Origin of the sequence: Azospirillum oryzae (assembly GCF_900177515.1) — a bacterium.
In the GTDB taxonomy this organism is placed as follows: Bacteria; Pseudomonadota; Alphaproteobacteria; order Azospirillales; family Azospirillaceae; genus Azospirillum; species Azospirillum oryzae_A.
Map to the genome: position 1 here is coordinate 1 of NZ_FXAK01000002.1, position 16,931 is coordinate 16,931.

Genomic DNA, 16,931 nt, shown 5'->3' on the forward strand with positions numbered 1-16,931 from the left:
TCTTTATTTGATCGGTGTCAAGAGCATAGAAGTCGATAGGCCGCAAGGCTGACCGGACTTGCGTTTGATACTTTGGCAAGGCGCCCTTTGTTCGGATCGGAGGATTGGCGGTCTGCGAAAGGTGCGATTCGAACCGCGGGGCGGAACGGCCGGAAAGCCGCACCGCCCCGGTCGGACTTGCCCCCCGACTCAGGCGTCGGCGAAGGCCATCGGCTGGCGGGCCCGGACCTTCTGTTCACGCGCCTCCTGGTCCCGCTCCGGACGGCTCGGCGGCTCGACCCAGGCGATGCGCAGGACGTTGGTCGATCCCGGCATGCCGAAGGGCACGCCGGCGGTGATGACCAGCCGCTGGCCTTCCTCGGCCAACCCGTGGACATAGGCCAGCCGGGCCGCCTTGTGCACCATGTCGGAGAAGCTCTGCACATCCTCCGTCAGCACCGCATGGACGCCATAGGCCAGCACCATCCGCCGCGCGATGGCGGCGCTCTCGGTCAGGCAGAGGATCGGCACCTCCGGCCGCTCGCGCGCCGCCCGCAGCGTGGTGGAGCCGCTGGTGGTGTAGGTGGCGATGGCCGCCGCCTTCACCGTATGGGCGACCTGCCGGGCGGCGGCGGTGATGGCGTCCGATTCCGTCTGTTCCGGATCGGCATGCTGGGCATCCATCAGCCCACGGTACAGCGGATCGCCTTCCACCCGCCGCGCGATGCGGTCCATGATCGACACCGCTTCCACCGGATACTCGCCCGACGCGGTCTCCGCCGACAACATGACGGCATCGGCGCCGTCGAACACCGCGGTGGCGACGTCGGACGCCTCGGCCCGCGTCGGGGCGGGGGCGGAGATCATCGATTCCAGCATCTGGGTGGCGACGATCACCGGCTTGCCGGCCAGACGGGCGGCGCGGATGATGCGCTTCTGGATGGAGGGCACATCCTCCGGCGGCATCTCCACGCCCAGGTCACCGCGCGCCACCATGACGCCGTCCGACATCTCGACGATGCGGTCCAGATGCTGGATCGCCTGCGGCTTCTCCAGCTTCGACAGCAGTGCGGCGCGGCCGGCGATCAGCTTGCGCGCCTCCGCCACGTCCTCCGGCCGCTGGACGAAGCTCAGCGCCACCCAGTCCACGCCCTGGTCGAGCGCGAAGTCCAGATCGGCGCGGTCCTTGGGTGTCAGCGGCGACAGCGGCAGCATCACGCCGGGAACATTGACGCCCTTGCGGTCCGACAGCTTGGTGCCGGACACCACCACGGTCTCGGCGTAATCGGCGCCGCAGGCGGTCACCCGCAGCCGCACCTTGCCGTCGTCCAGCAACAGTTCGGCGTCCGGCACCAGGGCGGCGAAGATCTCCGGATGGGGCATGCCGACGCGACGGGAATCACCCGGCTCCGCCAGCAGGTCGAGGCAGAAGGACTGGCCGGCGGTCAGCGTCACCGGCCCGTCGGCGAAGCGGCCCAGCCGCAGCTTCGGCCCCTGCAGGTCGGCCATGATGGCGATGGGGCGGCCGGTCTCCTCCTCCAGCGCGCGGATGGCGCGGACGCGCTCGCCATGGTCCTGGTGGCTGCCGTGGCTGAAATTCAGGCGGAAGACGTCGACGCCGGCCTCGAACAGACGGCGGATCATCTCGGGCGAAGAGGAGGACGGACCCAGCGTGGCGACGACTTTCGTCTGCCGGTAACGGCGGATCGGCTTGGCGGTGTTCATGGCGATGGGGACTCCGAGGGGAGGGTGGGGGCGGGCGGTATGGCGCCGCCTCAGGCGACCCCGAACCGGTAGACGATGGACCCGGCGGTCCATTGGCCGGGACGCAGCACCGTCGACGGGAAGGACGGCCAGAAGGAGGAGAGGTTGACGGCGTTGGGGAATTTCGACGGCTCGGCGCAGAAGGCGCTGTGCTTCGTGTAGAGGACGCCGCCCTTGCCGACATCCCGCGGGGCTTTGCCCGCGAGGAAATTGCCGGTGTAGAGCTGCAGGCCGGGTTCGGTGGACAGCACCTCCAGCGTCCGGCCGCTGCCGGGATGCAGGAAGCGGGCATGAAGCACGGGCGCCGGCCCATTTGCCGGCCGGTCGATCACGTAATGCAGGTCATAGCCCTTGCCGAGCGCCAGCATGCGGTCGTCGGCGTCGATGCGGGCGCCCAGGGCCGTGGGCGTGCGGAAGTCGTGCGGCGTGCCGGCGACGTCCACCATCTCCCCCGTCGGCACCGCGCTGTCGCTCAGCGCCAGATAACGCCCGGCATGAACGGTGGCGACATGGTCGAGGATCGACGATCCCGGATCGCCCGACAGGTTGAAGAAGGTGTGGTCGGTGAAGTTGGCGATGGTCGTCTTGTCGGCCGCCACCGCGGTCCAGGCGATGGTCAGGGCATTGTCGTCGCCGACCGTATAGACCAGCCGCAAGGGCAGGGTGCCGGGAAAACCCTCCTCGCCGTCCTGGAAGACATAGGTCAGCTCCAGGCTGGCCTCGTCCAGTTGCCGGGCGTCGAAGACGCGGAAGCGCGACCCGCGCTGGCCGCCATGCAGGGTGTTGGGCGGGCTGTTCACCGCCGCCTGATGGGCGACGCCGTCCAGCGTGAAGCGCCCGTCGGGGATGCGCCCGCAATAGCGCCCGATGAAGGAGCCCATGGACGCCTGCCCGCCCATCGCCCCCTCGATCCCGTCATAGCCCTGGACGACATCGCCCAGGACACCGTCGCGGTCGGGGACCAGGACCTGCTCGATCTTGGCGCCGTAATTGGTGATGCGCACCACCATGCCGCGGCGGTTGCGCAGGGTGAACAGATCCACCGGCTTGCCGTCGATGGTGGCGGAGAAATTCTCACGCTTGAGGTCGGTTGCCATGGTGCAGGCATCCCTGTGGAAGAGGTTAATAGAAACCGAGAAGCAGCAGCCCCAGAACCATCACCACGCGCAGGAGCAGTGCCGTCTCCAATGGGTCGGCGGTCATGACGGGGCCTCACCGGATGGATCGTGGCTGTATTATACTAATATATTAGAGCGGAAGGCAAACCGCATCCGCACCCCGTACCCCCGCCGGACAGTTTGCCGCAGGCCGGGGACGCCGTGCATGGTCGGGAGACGCCGACGCCCCCCGGCCGTCATTCCCAGCAGGGTGGAAATGGCGGCGGAGGGGCGTTGGCCGGGTTCCTGCCGGTGTTATTGTCTGGTTGTGGTTACTTGGTCTTGGCCGGCGTCCAGGCGCCCCATTCCTCGGGCGTCAGCTTGCCGTCCTTGTTCTTGTCGAACCGGGCGAACCGGGCGCCGCGGCGATCCTTGGCGAGGTCGGTCATCGAACCGGGTCCGCCCCGCGGCGCATCGACGAACTCCGTCCGGCTGATGGCGCCGTCCTTGTCGGCATCGAGCTGGTCGAACATCTGCTGGTGCATCGCACCGGTGCCGCCCATGCCTTTCCCCGGCCCCATGCCCTGGCCCATTCCTTGGCCGCCCATGCCCTGACCCATGCCGGGACCCGCCCCGGTCTGGGCGAGAGCGGAGCCGGCAACCAGCAGCCCGGTGCATAGCGCGGCAATGAGGAAGCGTTTCATCGGAACCTCCCGTCGAAAATCAGCACCCCCGCTGCGATATTAGGCCCCACTGATAGAAGGGCGACCGCGCCAGCTTGTCGCAGACCCGGACTCGGCGCGACCTGCGATCTGGAATGCGCCCAACACGCAGCGCAACCTCTTGCGCCATCCCGATTCCGTGGCGCCGCGCTGTGGACCGACGCATGGCCGCGATGTCCCCGGCGCAAGGCCGCGCCCGGCTGTGACGCCATGCCCTACCGCCCGGCAATTGCCGACGGCACGGCGCTGACATTAGAATACACTCATGCACTGTCGCTGCCGGTGATGATCATCCTGCGCAAGGTGCTGACCGTCCGCCTGATCGCCCTGTTCACCGGGGTGCTGGGCCCCGGCTGCAAGCGGTGCCAGACGACGGCGGACATGGTCCTGGCCGAGGCCGACCGCCTCGGCGGGCCGGTCCGGATCGACAAGATCACCGACTAGGCGGCGATCGCCGGCTATGGCGTGCTGTCGACGGCCGGCTAAGCCGTACGCCCGTCACGCCGCCGGAAGCCGCAGCGTCGCCCGCAGCCCGCCCAGCGGCGATGCGCCGAGTTGGATGTCGCCGCCATAGAGCCGCGCCACATCCCGCACCACCGCAAGGCCGAGCCCCGTCCCCGGCGTGCTCTCGTCCAGCCGCACCCCTGGCTCCAGCGCCGCCTCGCGGCAGTCGTCGGGCAGGCCGGGGCCGTCGTCGTCCAGCGTGACGGACAGCATGCCGCCGTCTTCCTTCCGGCCCGTCACCTCGACCCGCCCGCGCGCCCATTTGCAGGCATTGTCCAGCAGATTGCCCAGCATCTCGTCCAGGTCCTCGCGCTCGCCGGCGAACAGCAGCCCGTCGGCGGCATCGACGCGGATGTCCAGCGCCTTGGCGGCGTGCAGCTTGCGCATCACCCGCGCCAATGCGGCGACGCAGTCCGGCACCGGCGTGCTGATGCCCGGCACGCCGCGGGCGGCGGCGGCGCGGGCGCGGGCCATGTGATGATCGACATGCCGGCGCATCAGCTCCACCTGCCGGACCATCGCCGCCCCCACCGCGCGCGCGTTGCGCTCGTCCAGCGTGGCGGCCTCGTTCGCCAGCACGGCGAGGTTGGTCTTCAGCGCATGGGCCAGATTTCCGGCCTGCAGCCGCCCGCGCCCGACGATTTCCTCCGCATGGGCCAGCAGCGCGTTCAGATCCTCCACCAGCGGCCGGACTTCCGTCGGCATCGCCACGTCGAAGCGTTTCTTCCGCCCGGCCCGCACATCGGCCAACGCGCCGCGCAGGCGGGACAGCGGCCTCAACCCGATCTGAACCTGGATCAGCGCCGCGGCGATCAGCGCCGTCGCCAGCACCGCCAGCGACAGCGCCAGCGTGGCGTTGAAGGCGCGGGTGACGCCGGCCAGTTCGGCCCGGTCGGCGGCCACGGCGATGCGGATCGGCTCCGCCCGCTCAGGCAGCAGGACGAAGCGCTCCAGCACGAACAGCGACTGGTTCGCCGGTCCCGCCGCGTCGTGCCGGTGCAGCGACCCGTCCTCCCCCCGGTCGTCGGGCAGGTTCAGCACGCTGTCCCACAGCGAGCGCGAGCGCAGCGGCTCATCCCCGCTCTCCCCCACCTGCCAGTATAATCCCGACAGCGGCCGGCGGAAGCGCGGGTCGCTCAAGGGCTGGCGCAGCGCCGGCCTGCCGTCCGGCCCGATCTCCAGCACCGCCGCCAGCTGTTCCAGATGATTGGTCAGTTCCGCCTCGAAGCGCTGGCGGACATGGGTCTGGAACAGGTCGGCGATGATCCAGCCCGCCAGCATCAGCGCCAGCGCCACCCACACGGCCGCGCCGGCCAGCAGCCGGAAGCGCAGCGACTCCGTCCATCTCATGGCCAGTTCCTATGCCCCGTCCTTACGGCTCGTCCGCCCGGTATCCCAGCCCGCGCACCGTTTTGATGACGTCCACCCCCAGCTTGCGGCGCAGGCGGCCGACGAAGACTTCGATGGTGTTGGAATCGCGGTCGAAATCCTGGGCATAGACATGCTCGATCAGTTCGGTGCGCGACACCACCTGCCCCTTCCGGTGCATCAGGTAGGACAGCACCCGGTATTCGAAGGCGGTCAGCTCGACCGGCTCGCCATCCACCGTGACCCGTCCGCTGCGGGTGTCGAGCACCACCCCGCCGCAGGCGATCTCGGCGGTGGCGTGGCCCTTGGCGCGGCGGATCAGCGCGCGGACGCGGGCCAGCAGCTCCTCCATGCTGAAGGGCTTCGCCAGATAATCGTCGGCGCCGGCGTCGATGCCCTGCACCTTCTCGTTCCAGGCGTCGCGCGCGGTCAGGATCAGCACCGGCACGGCCATGCCCGCCCGCCGCCACGAGCGCAGCACCGTCAGCCCGTCGATCTTCGGCAGCCCCAGATCCAGGATCACCGCGTCATAGGGCTCGGTCTCGCCCAGAAAGCGGCCCTCCTCGCCGTCCCCGGCGGTATCGACGGCATAGCCTTCGCCCTCCAGCCGCTGTTTCAGCTGCCGGGCCAGTTCCGGCGTGTCCTCCACCACCAGCACGCGCATGGCCTCACCTCCCGTCGCCGTGGGACCGGTGGCGGCCTCTGGTCCGCAGCAGCTCGCCGGTGGCGGCGTCATAGTCCAGCTTCAGGATCCGGCCGTCCGGCGCGATCAGCTTCAGCTCATAGCGGAAGCCGTCCTCCTCATCCTCCAGATCGACGTCGAGCACGTCGCCGCCGAACCGTTGCCTGGCGCTTTCGACGATCCGCTCCAGCGGCAGGATTCGCCCCTCCCGCAGCGCGCTGCGGGCACGCTCGTGGTCGTCGCCGGCATGGGCGCCAGCATGGATGCCCGGCCCTGCTGCGAACAGCAGGATGGGGAGAAGGAGCAATGCGGGACCGGTCCTCATGATCGACCTCTCTGCCTGGAACAGCATCGCGCACCGGGGCTGCGCGATCGAACCAGCATATCGTCGCATCCCTGAACCGCCGCTGAATGGCCCCCGAATCGCAGCTAACCGCCGTTTTTCATCCTGAACGGCGGATGAACGGCCCGTTCAGGCTCGGCTCAGGCTGGCTGGGGCAGAGTGCGCTTCATCGGGCGCTTTGACGCTCACCCCCGCACCACAGGTGATGCCATGCTGAAAGCCGCTACCCTCGCCACCCTTCTGACCGCGACCCTCGCGACCGCCGCTTTGGCCGGCGACCATCACCGCGGCGCGGCAATCCAGCCGACCAGCCCGCAGCCGATCGCCGACGTGGTGAAGGCCGGCGGCGGCACCGTGACCGGCATCGTGGAGAAGGTCGCGGCGAACTGGTTCGTCATGACCGACGGCAGCGACCGCATCGACGTCGCCAGCCGCGGCTTCCTTCCCGACGGCATCCGGACCGGCGACCAGATCACCGTCGTCGGCGGCGTCCGCCAGGGCGCGATCCAGGCCGGCCAGATCATCCGCCAGGACGGCACCGCCTTCGGCCGCGACGCCATGGGCAAGCATGAAGGCCGCCGCCACGGCCATGACGACGACCGCGACGACGACTGACCGGAGCCGCGCCATGCTGAAGAAGATGATCCTTCACACCCTGCTGATGGCGGCCGTCGTCGGCGCCCTCGCCACCGCCTATCAGGCCAGGGGCGCCGGTATCGCCACACTGCTGACCGCTGGCCTTACTCACGACGACTGACCCGCCCCAGGAGAGGGAGATCATCATGTCCGCCCGCAAGCCTTCCGCCGCCGAGATGACCGCCCTGCTGGCCTTCCACGCCATCGTCTCGGGCGCCTTCATCGTCGCCTATCTCACCGGCGACGAGGACACCTACGGCATGCACGTCTTCTCCGGCTATGCCGTCCTCAGCGCCATCGGCCTGCGCGTGGCGGCGGGGGCGCTGGCCCCGGCGGGAAGCCCGCTGCGCCTGCCCCGGCCCTCGGTGGCGGCGGTCGCCGGATGGCTCCGCCGTCTGTTCACCGGCGATGCGAAGGCGCGGGCGGAGCGCAGCCCGCTGACCGCCTGGATGGCCGCCGCCCTGCTGGTCGGCGTCGGGATCGCGGCGGCGACCGGTGCCGTCGCCGACTTCTTCGTGCAGGTCGAACATCTGCACAAGGAGATCGCCGAGGCCTCCCTCTTCCTCATCCTTGCGCACATCGCCCTGGTCTTCGCACTGCACGGCCTGAAGCGGATGCCCTCCGGCATCGTCTCCCGCTGCACCGCCTGGCTGTCCAACCTTTCCAACCGGGTGATCCCATGAGACCGACCAAACCGATCCTCCTGCTCGCCGCCGCGGTGTCCTTGGGCGCCGGCGTCGCCCTGGCGGCGTCCGGCGATCCGGAGCGTGCCCGCATCCTCGACGGCTATGCCGCCCAGGCCAAGGCGCAGACCCCCGGCTTCGCCGGCTTCTCGGCGGAGCGCGGGCGCGCGCTCTATCTCGGGCCGCATGCCGGCGGCAAGGTCGCCGACACCCCCGGCTGCGCCAGCTGCCACACCCGCGACCCGGCCGGAACCGGCCGCCATTACAAGACCGGGCGCGACATCCTGCCGATGGCGGTATCCGCCAACCCCAAGCGCTTCACCGATCCCGCCGAGGTCGAAAAGCGCTTCGAGCGCGACTGCGTCAACGTCCTCGGCCGCGCCTGCACGGCGCAGGAAAAGGGCGACTTCATCACCTTCCTGTCGAACCGATAGCGAGCCGCCGATGTCCCCCAACCGCAGTTTCCGCCCGCTCACCGGCATCGCCGCGCTCGCCATGCTCGCCGCGACCGCCGGTGCGACCTTTGCCAGCGAGTTCGAACGCGTCCGTCCCGTCACTCACGCCGCCACCCAGAAGGAATGCGGCGAGTGCCACATGGCCTATCAGCCGGGCCTGCTGCCGGCGGCGTCCTGGACCCGCATCATGGACGGCCTGCAGGACCATTTCGGCGATAACGCCAGCCTGCCGGCCGACACGGCCGCGGCCATCCGCAACTACCTGACGCAGAATGCCGGCAACGGCGACGGCCGTCTGATCCGCATCACCGAACAGCGCTGGTGGCTGCGCAAGCACGACTTTTCGCCCTCGATCTGGACGCGCAAATCAGTTGCCGCCAAAAGCAACTGCGAAGCCTGCCACCGCACCGCCGCGCAGGGTCTCTACGAGGACGATTGAGTAAGCTTTGAAGCGGCAACCCTCTCGACACCGCAAGAGTCCCCTCTCCCCCCGGGGAGAGGGTTAGGGTGAGGGGGACGCACAGCGAGGATTCTCGGGAAGGCACGCAACGCATCCCCCTCACCCCGACCCTCTCCCCGGGGGGGAGAGGGGGAACATGCGCGGATTGTCCCAGGTCGGCTGCCGGTCCTCGATCACCACGCGGTGGGGCAGGGGGGTGTCGCTCTCCACCGCGACCTCGACCCAGCGGGGGACCAGCTCGTTGTTGACGTCGTCCAGGATGGCGACCGCCAGCGCCTCCAGCCCGTCGGAGAAGCCGGCGAACTCCGCCAGATAGGCCACCACCGACGCCGGATCGGGCACCAGCAGGTCCGGCACCAGCCGCAGGGTCAGCCGCACCCCCGGCATCGGCTCGCCGCGCAGCTCCACCAGGAAGTCGTGGCGGGCGTCGGGGGAGGGGTGGGTGGTCAGACGCTCGCGCCTCATGCCGACACTCCCAGACCCGCTTGGCCGGCGCGGGTCAGCTTCACCCAACTGCGCGCCCCCGACTGGAAGGACAGGCCGCCGGTATAGCCGACGGCCCGCACGCTGTCGGCGAAGACCTGGATCAGCTCCACCCGCAGCTCCGGCGGCAGGGCGGCGTGGCTGCGCAGGATCAGGTCGAAATGGTTGGGCCGCACCAGACCGTCCAACTGCATCGGCCCGAAGCGGCTGAGGTCCAGATCGATGACGAAGCGGCTGCCCGGCTTCGACCGTTCCTTGCCGCCGCCCTCCTCGTCCTCCTTCAGCGGATGGACATGCAGCTTGATCGGCTTCGGCCCGTTGGCGTCCATCAGCGGGATGGTGTAGCTGCGCCAGTCGCCCGGCAGCGGCTCCGCCGCCTCGCGCCGCAGACCGTCGAAATCCTTCTCCAGCCGCTCCAGCAGGTCGCGCCGCCCGGCCTTATCCAGGGCGCCCGCCGCACCGTCGCCGAGCCAGCCCGCCGCGTCGCCGCCGCGCATCGCCGCCAGGAAGAAGCCGATGGCGGCGGTCAGCTTGCGGTTCGGCTGCGGCATCGTCGCCAGCATCGACTTGGCGAGCGCCGGATCGGCCGCCGCCAGCGTCGCCATCAGCTGCCGCATCGCCGGCCAGTCGCGGCCGTCCAGCGGACCTGGCGGGCCGGGCAGGGTGGGGGCCGCCGCCTGCATCGCCTGGGCGAGGTCGGCCAGCGCCGCCGTCACCTTGGCCCCCTGCGGCAGGCTGGCCGGGACGTTCAGCGCCAGCATGCCCTGCCTGGTCGCCAGGATCGGCTGCCCCTGCGCCGTGCTGCCGGCCACCGTGCCGCGCAGGATGGGGGTGTCGGGCGGCAGCGCCGCCTCGTCCGGCTCGGGGAACGGCTGCGGAGATGATTGCCCGGCGGATTGCTGTCCCGGCTGGTTCCCGGCCTGACCGTTGCGTCCACCGCCCTCCGGATCGCCGGGCGGGCGCGGCTGTTGCGGCGGCGGGGTGACGGTCAGGATCCTCAGCGCCACCGTGGCACCACGCGGCAGGTCGGGCGGCTCGGCATTGCCGGCGGTCTCGGCGGGCCGGTTCGGCATCGTCGGCGTTTCGGCGCCGGGATGGGCTGCGTCGCCGCCCAGCTGGACCGGCGTGCCGAAGGTGGCGCCGCCGCCGCCCATCGTCGGGGAGGGTGTCGGCGAACCGCTCATCGGCGCGGCCGGCGTTCCGGCGGTCGGAGCTTCGGGCTTCTGCGAACCGGACAGGCCGGGCGTGCCTGCGGTCGGCGTGGCGGGCGTGCCCTGCGACGGCGTCGCGGACGGAGCCGGCGGCTTGGCGCCCGACCCGCCGGCCAGCACCAGCGCCGGCACCACGGTGCCCGGCAGCAGCGGCGGCAGGTTGGTCGGGACCGTCGCCCCGGTCGGGGTGGGCAGCAGGACGGCGGGCGCCGCTCCGCTTCCGGCCGCCGGGGCCGGCGTCGTCCCGCCGGTCTGCGGCGCGGCCGGATTCCCCAATGATTGCAGCAGGATCAGCGCCGTCGGCTTGGCCGGCAGGGCGGTGGTGGGGGAGGCCGCCGAGGACATATTCCCCGGCGTGATCTGCACCGTGACCTGCTTGTCCGGTGGCAGCTCCGCCGCGCTGTCCAGCAGCAGTTCACCCGCCGCGGTGCGCACGCGGGTCAGCCCCTCCGGCGTCTGGCCGGCGACGGTGCCGGTCAGCACCACCGGGCGGGTCACCTCCGGAAGCCGTTCGGGAAGCTGGACGACCGTGGCCTCGGCCGTGACGGGGGCGGGCGCGGCGGGGGTCGCCGCGGCGGTGGCGGCGGCAGGCGTGACCGACGGTGGGATCGCCCCGCCCATCCTTGTCCTTACTTGGCGCCGGCGAGCAGCCGCTGCACGATCGCCTCGACGTCGCGGGCCGCGTCGCTGGAGGGCGAGCGGGTCAGCAGCGGGGTCTGGTTGCGGATGGCGTCGCGCACCTTCAGGTCGCGGCGGATGATGCCCGCCAGCGCCGGCTTGTATTTCAGGAAATTCTGGCAGGCCTTCAGGATGGTGCCGTAGGTGCGCTCGCCGTCCTTCACGCTCTGCGCCATGTTCACCACGATCCGCAGATCGGCGGATGGGTTGGTGGCGTGGGTCAGCTTGATGAAGGCATAGGCGTCGGTCAGCGAGGTCGGCTCGTCCGTCGTCACCACCAGCGTGGTGCCGGCCGGACCCGACAGAGTGCGCACCGTGCGGTCGACGCCGGCGCCCATGTCCATCACCACCCGGTCATAGCTCTTCGCCAGTTCCAGCAAATCGTTGCGCAGGCCGGACAGCCGCTGGCTCGGCAACTGCGCCAGCGTGCCCGACCCCGACCGGCCGGCGATGATGTCGAATCCGGTGTCGGGGAAGCGCTGCGCCGCCTTGGCCAGCGTCACCTCGCCGTTGATGACGGCGCCCAGGTCGTTCTTGGGGGAGAAGCCCAGCTGGATGTCGACGTTGGCAAGGCCCAGATCGCCGTCGAACAGCAGGGTGTTCATGCCCGCCTTGGTCAGGGCATGGCTGAGCGTGATGGAGAACCACGTCTTGCCGACGCCGCCCTTTCCGCTGGCCACGGCGATGACGTTGGCGCCGCGCAGCGGGCGAACGTTCTTGAGGGCGGCCGGGAACACCGGATCGGTCATGGCAGGGTCCTCGACGAGGGGGAACTGGCGGCCTTAGCCTTGGTTGCGGATTTCTGGGTTGTGGGTTTGGACGGTTTGGCGGCGGCGGCCCTGCGCGGTGGCGGCGGCGGTGGTGCCGGCTCCAAGTCCGGCTCGTCGTCCTCCGGCTCATAGCCCCGGCCGAACTTCGGCTTGCGCTCGGGTGTCAGGTCCGGCTCATGATCCGGGTGGCCCCCTTCGCCGATGTCGTCGTCCTCGTCCCACTCCGCGGTGCGGGCGGCGCGGCGCGGCGCCGGCTCCTTGACGGCGGGCGCCTTCTCCTCGGCCGGGATCATCATGCGGGCCAGCGCCAGCGGGTTCAGTGCCGTCAGCCCCTCCGCCACCTTGGACGAGATGCTGACGTCGCAGAAGGACAGCCGGGCGCGCGCGGCGATCGCCAGCACGCTGCCCAGCCGGCGCGCGATGTCCAGCCGGGTCACCAGCATGCGCCGCACGCCGACCGCCTTGAAGGCCAGCGCCATGTCGGCGGCCTCCATCGCGTCCAGCCCGGCCGGCAGCACCAGCACCGGCTCCACCTCTCCGGCGGAGAGCATGGCGCGCAGATCCTGCATGTCGTCGGCGTCGAACGGGTTGCGCCCGGCGGTGTCGACCAGCACGAGGTCGGTGCGGCGATGCACCTCGAAGGCGCCGGCCAGCGCGTCGGGGTCCTCCACCGTCGCCAGCTTCAGCTTCATCAGCCGGGTGAAGGCGGCCAGCTGGTCGACGCCGCCGGCCCGCACCGTGTCCGTGGTGATGACGCCGACCGAGCATTTGCGGAACACCGCCCGCGCCGCCAGCTTGGCCGCCACCAGGGTCTTGCCGGAGCCCGGCGGCCCGACCAGCGCCAGCGGCTTCACCGGCGACCGGCCGTCGGGCAGCGGATTGAAGGTGAAGAAGGAATCGAGCGCCGAGCCCAGCGCCAGCCGCGGGTCCTCGGTGTCCAGACCCGACGCCGCGTCGATCAGCTGTTCGGCCAGCGCCGCTGGCACGCCATGGCGCTGCAGGGCGTCGGCCACCACCTCGCCCACGTCGATCTCGGGTTCGACCGGCTTCGGCGGCGCCTTGCCCCGGCCGCCGCGCGCGGTGCCGGAGGACGGGGCGGGCGGCAGGTCGTCCTCTTCCACCGCCGCTGTGACGCGCACGCCGCCGCCTTCCTCCTCGCGCGTGGCGACGATGATGGCGTCGTCGCCCAGCGACTGGCGCACCATCCGCATGGCGTCGGACATGGTCTTGGCGTGGAAGGACTTCAGCCGCATCGGCAGCGCCTTCCGTCAGCTAAGGAGGAGGGAACGGCACGCACCATCAGATCTGCCCCAGGGTCTTGATGCGGGCCTTCGGGTGGATTTCGTTCTGCGACATGACCACGGTCGCCGGCCGGAACCGCTCGACGATGGAGCGGACGAAGGGCCGGATCAGCGGGCTGGTCAGCAGTACGGGGCTCTCGCCCATCATGGCATGTCGCTCGAAGGTTTGACGGACGGAGGTGATGAACTGCTGCAGGCGGGACGGGGCCATCGTCAGCTGCCGGTCGTCGCCGTCGCCCACCAGCGATTCGGCGAACCCCTGCTCCCATTCGGGCGACAGGGTGACGAGCGGGATGAAGCCCATCTCGTTCGTGTTCGCGTCGCAAATCTGCCGGGCAAGGCGGGACCGCACATGCTCGGTGATCTGGGTGATGCTGCGGGTCTGGCTGGTCGCTTCGGATACCCCTTCCAATATGGTGGGAAGATCCCGGATCGAAACCCGTTCGGCAAGGAGATTCTGCAACACCCGTTGCAATCCGCCCACAGTGATCTGTCCGGGCACCACATCGGCGATCAGCTTCTGGTGTTCCTTGTCGGTCTCGTCCAGCAGCTTCTGCGTCTCGGTGAAGGACAGCAGCTCCGGCATGTTGTCCTTGATCAGCTCGGTCAGGTGGGTGGTGACCACGGTCGACGGATCGACCACGGTGTAGCCCTTGAACAGCGCCTCTTCGCGGTATCCCGGCTCGATCCAGATGGCGGGCAGGCCGAAGGTCGGCTCCACCGTCTGTTCGCCGGGCAGGCTCATGGCGTCGCCGCGCGGGTCCATCACCAGCAGCATGTTGGGCCGGATGTCGCCGCGCCCGGCCTCGATCTCCTTGACGCGGATGATGTAGGTGTTGGGCGGAAGCTGCAGATTGTCCTGGATGCGCACCGCCGGCATGACGAAGCCGACCTCGCCGGCGATCTGCCGGCGCAGGCCCTTGATCTGGTCGGTCAGCCGGTGGCTGCCCGCCTGCGGCTGATTGATCAGCGACAGCAAGCCATAGCCCAGCTCCAGCCGGATCAGGTCGATGGACAGTGCGGTGGAGATCGGCTCGTCCGGCGCCGGTCCGGCGCCAGGCCCGCCGCCCGGCATCCCGCCGGCCGCCGCCGCTTCCTCCGCCGCCGCGGCCTCTTCCGCCTCTTTCCTGGCGCGCAGGCGCGGCATGTACCAGGCGGCGGCGCCGACCGCGGCGATGACCGGGGCCAGCGTCAGGATCGGCATGCCCGGCAGCAGGGCCAGCACGCCGACGGCACCGGCCGACAGGGCCAGCGCCTGACTGTGGCCGGTCAGCTGCCCGACCACCGCCTTGTCGGTGGAGCCGCCCATGCCGGCCTTCGACACCAGGAAGCCGGCGGAGATCGAGATCACCAGCGCCGGGATCTGCGACACCAGACCGTCGCCGATGGTCAGCTTGGTGAAGGTGTCCAGCGCCTGCATCACCGGCATGTCGTGGCGCAGCACCGCGATGGTCACGCCGCCGATGATGTTGATGAACATGATCATCAGGCCGGCGACGGCGTCGCCCTTCACGAACTTCGACGCACCGTCCATCGAGCCGAAGAAGGCGCTTTCGTCCTCCAGCTCCTTGCGCCGCGCCCGCGCCGTGCCCTCGTCGATCATGCCGGCCGAGAGGTCGGCGTCGATGGCCATCTGCTTGCCGGGCATGGCGTCCAGGGTGAAGCGCGCAGCCACTTCGGCGATGCGGCCCGAACCGGCGGTGATGACCTTGAAGTTCACGATGGTCAGGATGGCGTAGATGATCACGCCGATGACGAAATCGCCGCCCATGACCAGACTGGCGAAGGCCTCGATCACATGGCCGGCGGCCGACGTGCCCTCATGCCCCTGCGTCAGGATCAGGCGCGTCGAGGCCATGTTGAGCGACAGGCGCAGCAGCGTGGTGATCAGCAGGATCGTCGGATAGGACGACAGCTCCAGCGGCTTCTCGATGAACAGCACCACCATCAGGATCAGGATGGAGATGGTGACGTTCAGCCCCAGCATCATGTCGAGCATGACGGCGGGCAACGGCATGATCAGCCCGACCACGACGATCAGGATGCCGATGGCCATCGCCACGTCGCCGCGCTTCAGCGACGACTTGGCGACCGACCACATCTCGCCGAAGGCGGCCATGTTGCCGGGGCCACCCCCGCCACCGCCACCGCCGCCGCCGCTATTCTGCTCCGTCAGCGCCATGGATGCTCCCGCCGCTCAATCCCGCCGCTCATGGCTCCGAACCGGACGCGCCGTCAGGCCGTCGCCCGCTCGTCGTTGCCCGGGGTGGGCACGTTGCGGCCCTCGTCGCCATACTGCTTCAGCTTGTTGCGCAGCGTGCGGATCGAGATGCCCAGGATGTTGGCGGCATGGGTGCGGTTGCCCAGGCAGTGGGTCAGCGTCTCCAGGATCAGGTCGCGCTCGACGTCGGCCACGGTGCGGCCGATCAGCGCCGCCAGACCGGCGCCGCTGGTCCCGGCGCTGGCCGCGGCAGCCGCGCTGCTGTTGGCCGCCATGCCGTAGGGGCCGGGCTTGCCGCCCTTCGGCGGGCCGTAGCTCGTCGGCATGGCGCCCGGCGGCGGAACCACCAGCGGGGCGGACGGCTGCTGCGGCTGGTAGGGCGCGGCCGGCACGGTGCCGCCGGGACCGGCGAACGGGTTGGCGACCGGCGAGTCGGTGGGGATGGAGGCCTGGGCACTGCCTTCCGGGGCCAGCAGCTTGCTGGTCAGCATGATCGCTTCCGGCCCGACCTCTTCCCCGCGCGACAGCAGGACGGCGCGGTGCATGGTGTTTTCCAGCTCGCGCACGTTGCCGCGCCAGTGATGCGCCTTCAGCATCAGAAGCGCGTCCTCGGTCAGGCGCTTGTCGCCCAGCCCGTTGGCCTCCGCGTACTTCTTCAGGAAATGCTCGGCGATCATCGGGATGTCGGCCGGGCGTTCGCGCAGGGACGGGATCGCCACGCTGAACACGTTCAGGCGGAAATACAGATCCTCGCGGAAATTGCCGGCGCGGACCTCCGCCTCCAGATTGCGGTTGGAGGTGGCGATCAGGCGGACATTGACCTTCACCGGCTGGCTGGAGCCGATGCGGTCGATCTCCTTTTCCTGGATGGCGCGCAGCAGCTTGGCCTGCAGGCGCGGATGCATCTCCGACAGCTCGTCCAGCAGCAGGGTGCCGTTGTTGGCCTCCTCGAACTTGCCGAGCCGCCGGGCGACGGCGCCGGTGAAGGCACCCTTCTCGTGCCCGAACAGCTCCGACTCCAGCAAATTCTCCGGGATGGCGGCGCAGTTCACCGCGACGAAGGGCTCGCCCGACCGCCGGCTCTTGCGGTGGATGAAGCGGGCCATCAGCTCCTTGCCGGTGCCGCTCTCGCCGGTGATCATCACCGAGGCGTCGCTGGGCGCCACCTGCTCGGCCAGCCGCAGCGTCGCCAGCATCGCCGGGTCGCTGCAGACGATGGAATGGCTTTCCTCTGCCACCGCCTCCAGCACCGCGGCGATCAGTTCGGCATTGGGCGGCAGCGGCAGGTATTCCTTGGCGCCGGCGCGGATGGCGCGCACGGCGGCGGCCGCATCGGTGCCGATGCCGCAGGCGACCACCGGGATGGTGATCCGCTCCGACTTCAGGCTGTCGATGAAGGTGGCGATGTCCAGCTTGACGTCGATCATCACCAGATCGGCGCCGGCGGCGGCACGCAAGGCGTTCAGCGCCCCTTCGATGCTGTCGGTGTGCGACACCTTGGCCCCCCGCTTCATGGCGATCTTGCCGGCGGCGGTGATGTAGCCTTCCAACGTTCCAACGATCAGCAGACGCAT

Annotated in this window: 18 protein-coding genes; 6 read left to right on the plus strand and 12 right to left on the minus strand. The window is 70.0% G+C overall.

All coding sequences use genetic code 11. The annotated features are described in order from the left end of the window. Positions 1–189 precede the first annotated feature (189 nt). The 3 genes from pyk to B9N97_RS03215 all read right to left on the minus strand — a co-directional run bounded on the left by pyk (position 190) and on the right by B9N97_RS03215 (position 3,544). Positions 190–1,704 (minus strand): pyruvate kinase, encoded by a 1,515-nt coding sequence (gene pyk, locus B9N97_RS03205; RefSeq protein ID WP_085083342.1) that lies wholly within the window; start codon positions 1,702–1,704, stop codon positions 190–192. Positions 1,705–1,754: 50 nt separating this feature from the next. Then, the gene (locus B9N97_RS03210) at positions 1,755–2,840 is read right to left on the minus strand and encodes an aldose epimerase family protein (protein WP_085083344.1); all 1,086 of its coding nucleotides are present in this window, start codon (positions 2,838–2,840) and stop codon (positions 1,755–1,757) included. A 332-nt stretch (positions 2,841–3,172) separates the two neighbouring features. Then, positions 3,173–3,544: an EF-hand domain-containing protein gene (locus B9N97_RS03215; RefSeq protein ID WP_085084617.1), complete on the minus strand. Its 372-nt coding sequence runs from the start codon at positions 3,542–3,544 to the stop codon at positions 3,173–3,175. A 228-nt stretch (positions 3,545–3,772) separates the two neighbouring features. On the opposite strand from B9N97_RS03215, the gene B9N97_RS03220 reads away from it, so the two are divergent. After that, complete coding sequence (locus B9N97_RS03220) at positions 3,773–4,006, plus strand: thioredoxin domain-containing protein (protein ID WP_085083346.1); 234 nt, start codon at positions 3,773–3,775, stop codon at positions 4,004–4,006. A 54-nt stretch (positions 4,007–4,060) separates the two neighbouring features. Here the strand turns inward: B9N97_RS03220 and B9N97_RS03225 are convergent, their stop codons facing one another. Genes B9N97_RS03225 through B9N97_RS03235 form a run of 3 tightly spaced genes read right to left on the minus strand, consistent with a single transcriptional unit; the run spans position 4,061 to position 6,441 of the window. Then, positions 4,061–5,416, minus strand: coding sequence for a sensor histidine kinase (locus B9N97_RS03225; RefSeq protein ID WP_085083348.1), 1,356 nt, complete (start codon positions 5,414–5,416; stop codon positions 4,061–4,063). A 22-nt stretch (positions 5,417–5,438) separates the two neighbouring features. Further along, the gene (locus B9N97_RS03230; RefSeq protein ID WP_085083350.1) at positions 5,439–6,098 is read right to left on the minus strand and encodes a response regulator; all 660 of its coding nucleotides are present in this window, start codon (positions 6,096–6,098) and stop codon (positions 5,439–5,441) included. Positions 6,099–6,102: 4 nt separating this feature from the next. Next, entirely contained in the window at positions 6,103–6,441 is a 339-nt protein-coding gene (locus B9N97_RS03235) for a PepSY domain-containing protein (RefSeq protein ID WP_244560532.1), read from the minus strand. 228 nt (positions 6,442–6,669) lie between these two features. Between B9N97_RS03235 and B9N97_RS03240 the strand changes: the two genes are divergently transcribed. From B9N97_RS03240 to B9N97_RS03255, 5 genes are read left to right on the plus strand one after another with little or no spacing between them, the layout of a single operon-like run. Further along, complete coding sequence (locus B9N97_RS03240) at positions 6,670–7,074, plus strand: hypothetical protein (protein ID WP_085083352.1); 405 nt, start codon at positions 6,670–6,672, stop codon at positions 7,072–7,074. A gap of 13 nt (positions 7,075–7,087) precedes the next feature. After that, on the plus strand, positions 7,088–7,216 hold the full coding sequence (locus B9N97_RS36640) for a hypothetical protein (RefSeq protein WP_280174729.1): 129 nt from the start codon (positions 7,088–7,090) through the stop codon (positions 7,214–7,216). 25 nt (positions 7,217–7,241) lie between these two features. Next, positions 7,242–7,778 (plus strand): hypothetical protein, encoded by a 537-nt coding sequence (locus B9N97_RS03245; RefSeq protein ID WP_085083354.1) that lies wholly within the window; start codon positions 7,242–7,244, stop codon positions 7,776–7,778. After that, the gene (locus B9N97_RS03250; protein WP_085083356.1) at positions 7,775–8,212 is read left to right on the plus strand and encodes a DUF1924 domain-containing protein; all 438 of its coding nucleotides are present in this window, start codon (positions 7,775–7,777) and stop codon (positions 8,210–8,212) included. The genes B9N97_RS03245 and B9N97_RS03250 overlap by 4 nt, the downstream gene beginning before the upstream one ends. Before the next feature lie 10 nt (positions 8,213–8,222). Beyond that, positions 8,223–8,672: a diheme cytochrome c gene (locus B9N97_RS03255; protein ID WP_085083358.1), complete on the plus strand. Its 450-nt coding sequence runs from the start codon at positions 8,223–8,225 to the stop codon at positions 8,670–8,672. 120 nt (positions 8,673–8,792) lie between these two features. Here B9N97_RS03255 and B9N97_RS03265 read toward each other — a convergent pair whose 3' ends face one another. The 6 genes from B9N97_RS03265 to B9N97_RS03290 are packed head-to-tail and all read right to left on the minus strand — an operon-like array spanning position 8,793 to position 16,931. After that, on the minus strand, positions 8,793–9,158 hold the full coding sequence (locus B9N97_RS03265; RefSeq protein ID WP_085083362.1) for a hypothetical protein: 366 nt from the start codon (positions 9,156–9,158) through the stop codon (positions 8,793–8,795). Further along, on the minus strand, positions 9,155–11,008 hold the full coding sequence (locus B9N97_RS03270; RefSeq protein WP_085083364.1) for a hypothetical protein: 1,854 nt from the start codon (positions 11,006–11,008) through the stop codon (positions 9,155–9,157). Before B9N97_RS03270 ends, B9N97_RS03265 begins: the two co-directional genes overlap by 4 nt. An 8-nt stretch (positions 11,009–11,016) precedes the next feature. Then, complete coding sequence (locus tag B9N97_RS03275) at positions 11,017–11,814, minus strand: MinD/ParA family protein (protein WP_085083366.1); 798 nt, start codon at positions 11,812–11,814, stop codon at positions 11,017–11,019. Continuing rightward, a complete protein-coding gene (locus B9N97_RS03280) occupies positions 11,811–13,088 on the minus strand; it encodes a flagellar biosynthesis protein FlhF (RefSeq protein WP_085083368.1) in 1,278 nt (425 codons plus the stop codon). Before B9N97_RS03280 ends, B9N97_RS03275 begins: the two co-directional genes overlap by 4 nt. A 46-nt stretch (positions 13,089–13,134) precedes the next feature. Continuing rightward, on the minus strand, positions 13,135–15,318 hold the full coding sequence (gene flhA / locus B9N97_RS03285) for a flagellar biosynthesis protein FlhA (protein WP_143266344.1): 2,184 nt from the start codon (positions 15,316–15,318) through the stop codon (positions 13,135–13,137). A gap of 53 nt (positions 15,319–15,371) precedes the next feature. Further along, on the minus strand, positions 15,372–16,931 hold the full coding sequence (locus tag B9N97_RS03290) for a sigma-54-dependent transcriptional regulator (RefSeq protein ID WP_085083370.1): 1,560 nt from the start codon (positions 16,929–16,931) through the stop codon (positions 15,372–15,374).

Coding starts and splice junctions, on each gene's coding strand:
- pyk (WP_085083342.1), bottom strand. CDS start 1,704: ATGAACACCGCCAAGCCGATCCGCCGTTACCGGCAGACGAAAGTCGTC.
- B9N97_RS03210 (WP_085083344.1), bottom strand. CDS start 2,840: ATGGCAACCGACCTCAAGCGTGAGAATTTCTCCGCCACCATCGACGGC.
- B9N97_RS03215 (WP_085084617.1), bottom strand. CDS start 3,544: ATGAAACGCTTCCTCATTGCCGCGCTATGCACCGGGCTGCTGGTTGCC.
- B9N97_RS03220 (WP_085083346.1), top strand. CDS start 3,773: ATGCCCTACCGCCCGGCAATTGCCGACGGCACGGCGCTGACATTAGAA.
- B9N97_RS03225 (WP_085083348.1), bottom strand. CDS start 5,416: ATGAGATGGACGGAGTCGCTGCGCTTCCGGCTGCTGGCCGGCGCGGCC.
- B9N97_RS03230 (WP_085083350.1), bottom strand. CDS start 6,098: ATGCGCGTGCTGGTGGTGGAGGACACGCCGGAACTGGCCCGGCAGCTG.
- B9N97_RS03235 (WP_244560532.1), bottom strand. CDS start 6,441: ATGAGGACCGGTCCCGCATTGCTCCTTCTCCCCATCCTGCTGTTCGCA.
- B9N97_RS03240 (WP_085083352.1), top strand. CDS start 6,670: ATGCTGAAAGCCGCTACCCTCGCCACCCTTCTGACCGCGACCCTCGCG.
- B9N97_RS36640 (WP_280174729.1), top strand. CDS start 7,088: ATGCTGAAGAAGATGATCCTTCACACCCTGCTGATGGCGGCCGTCGTC.
- B9N97_RS03245 (WP_085083354.1), top strand. CDS start 7,242: ATGTCCGCCCGCAAGCCTTCCGCCGCCGAGATGACCGCCCTGCTGGCC.
- B9N97_RS03250 (WP_085083356.1), top strand. CDS start 7,775: ATGAGACCGACCAAACCGATCCTCCTGCTCGCCGCCGCGGTGTCCTTG.
- B9N97_RS03255 (WP_085083358.1), top strand. CDS start 8,223: ATGTCCCCCAACCGCAGTTTCCGCCCGCTCACCGGCATCGCCGCGCTC.
- B9N97_RS03265 (WP_085083362.1), bottom strand. CDS start 9,158: ATGAGGCGCGAGCGTCTGACCACCCACCCCTCCCCCGACGCCCGCCAC.
- B9N97_RS03270 (WP_085083364.1), bottom strand. CDS start 11,008: ATGGGCGGGGCGATCCCACCGTCGGTCACGCCTGCCGCCGCCACCGCC.
- B9N97_RS03275 (WP_085083366.1), bottom strand. CDS start 11,814: ATGACCGATCCGGTGTTCCCGGCCGCCCTCAAGAACGTTCGCCCGCTG.
- B9N97_RS03280 (WP_085083368.1), bottom strand. CDS start 13,088: ATGCGGCTGAAGTCCTTCCACGCCAAGACCATGTCCGACGCCATGCGG.
- flhA (WP_143266344.1), bottom strand. CDS start 15,318: ATGGCGCTGACGGAGCAGAATAGCGGCGGCGGCGGTGGCGGTGGCGGG.
- B9N97_RS03290 (WP_085083370.1), bottom strand. CDS start 16,931: ATGCGTCTGCTGATCGTTGGAACGTTGGAAGGCTACATCACCGCCGCC.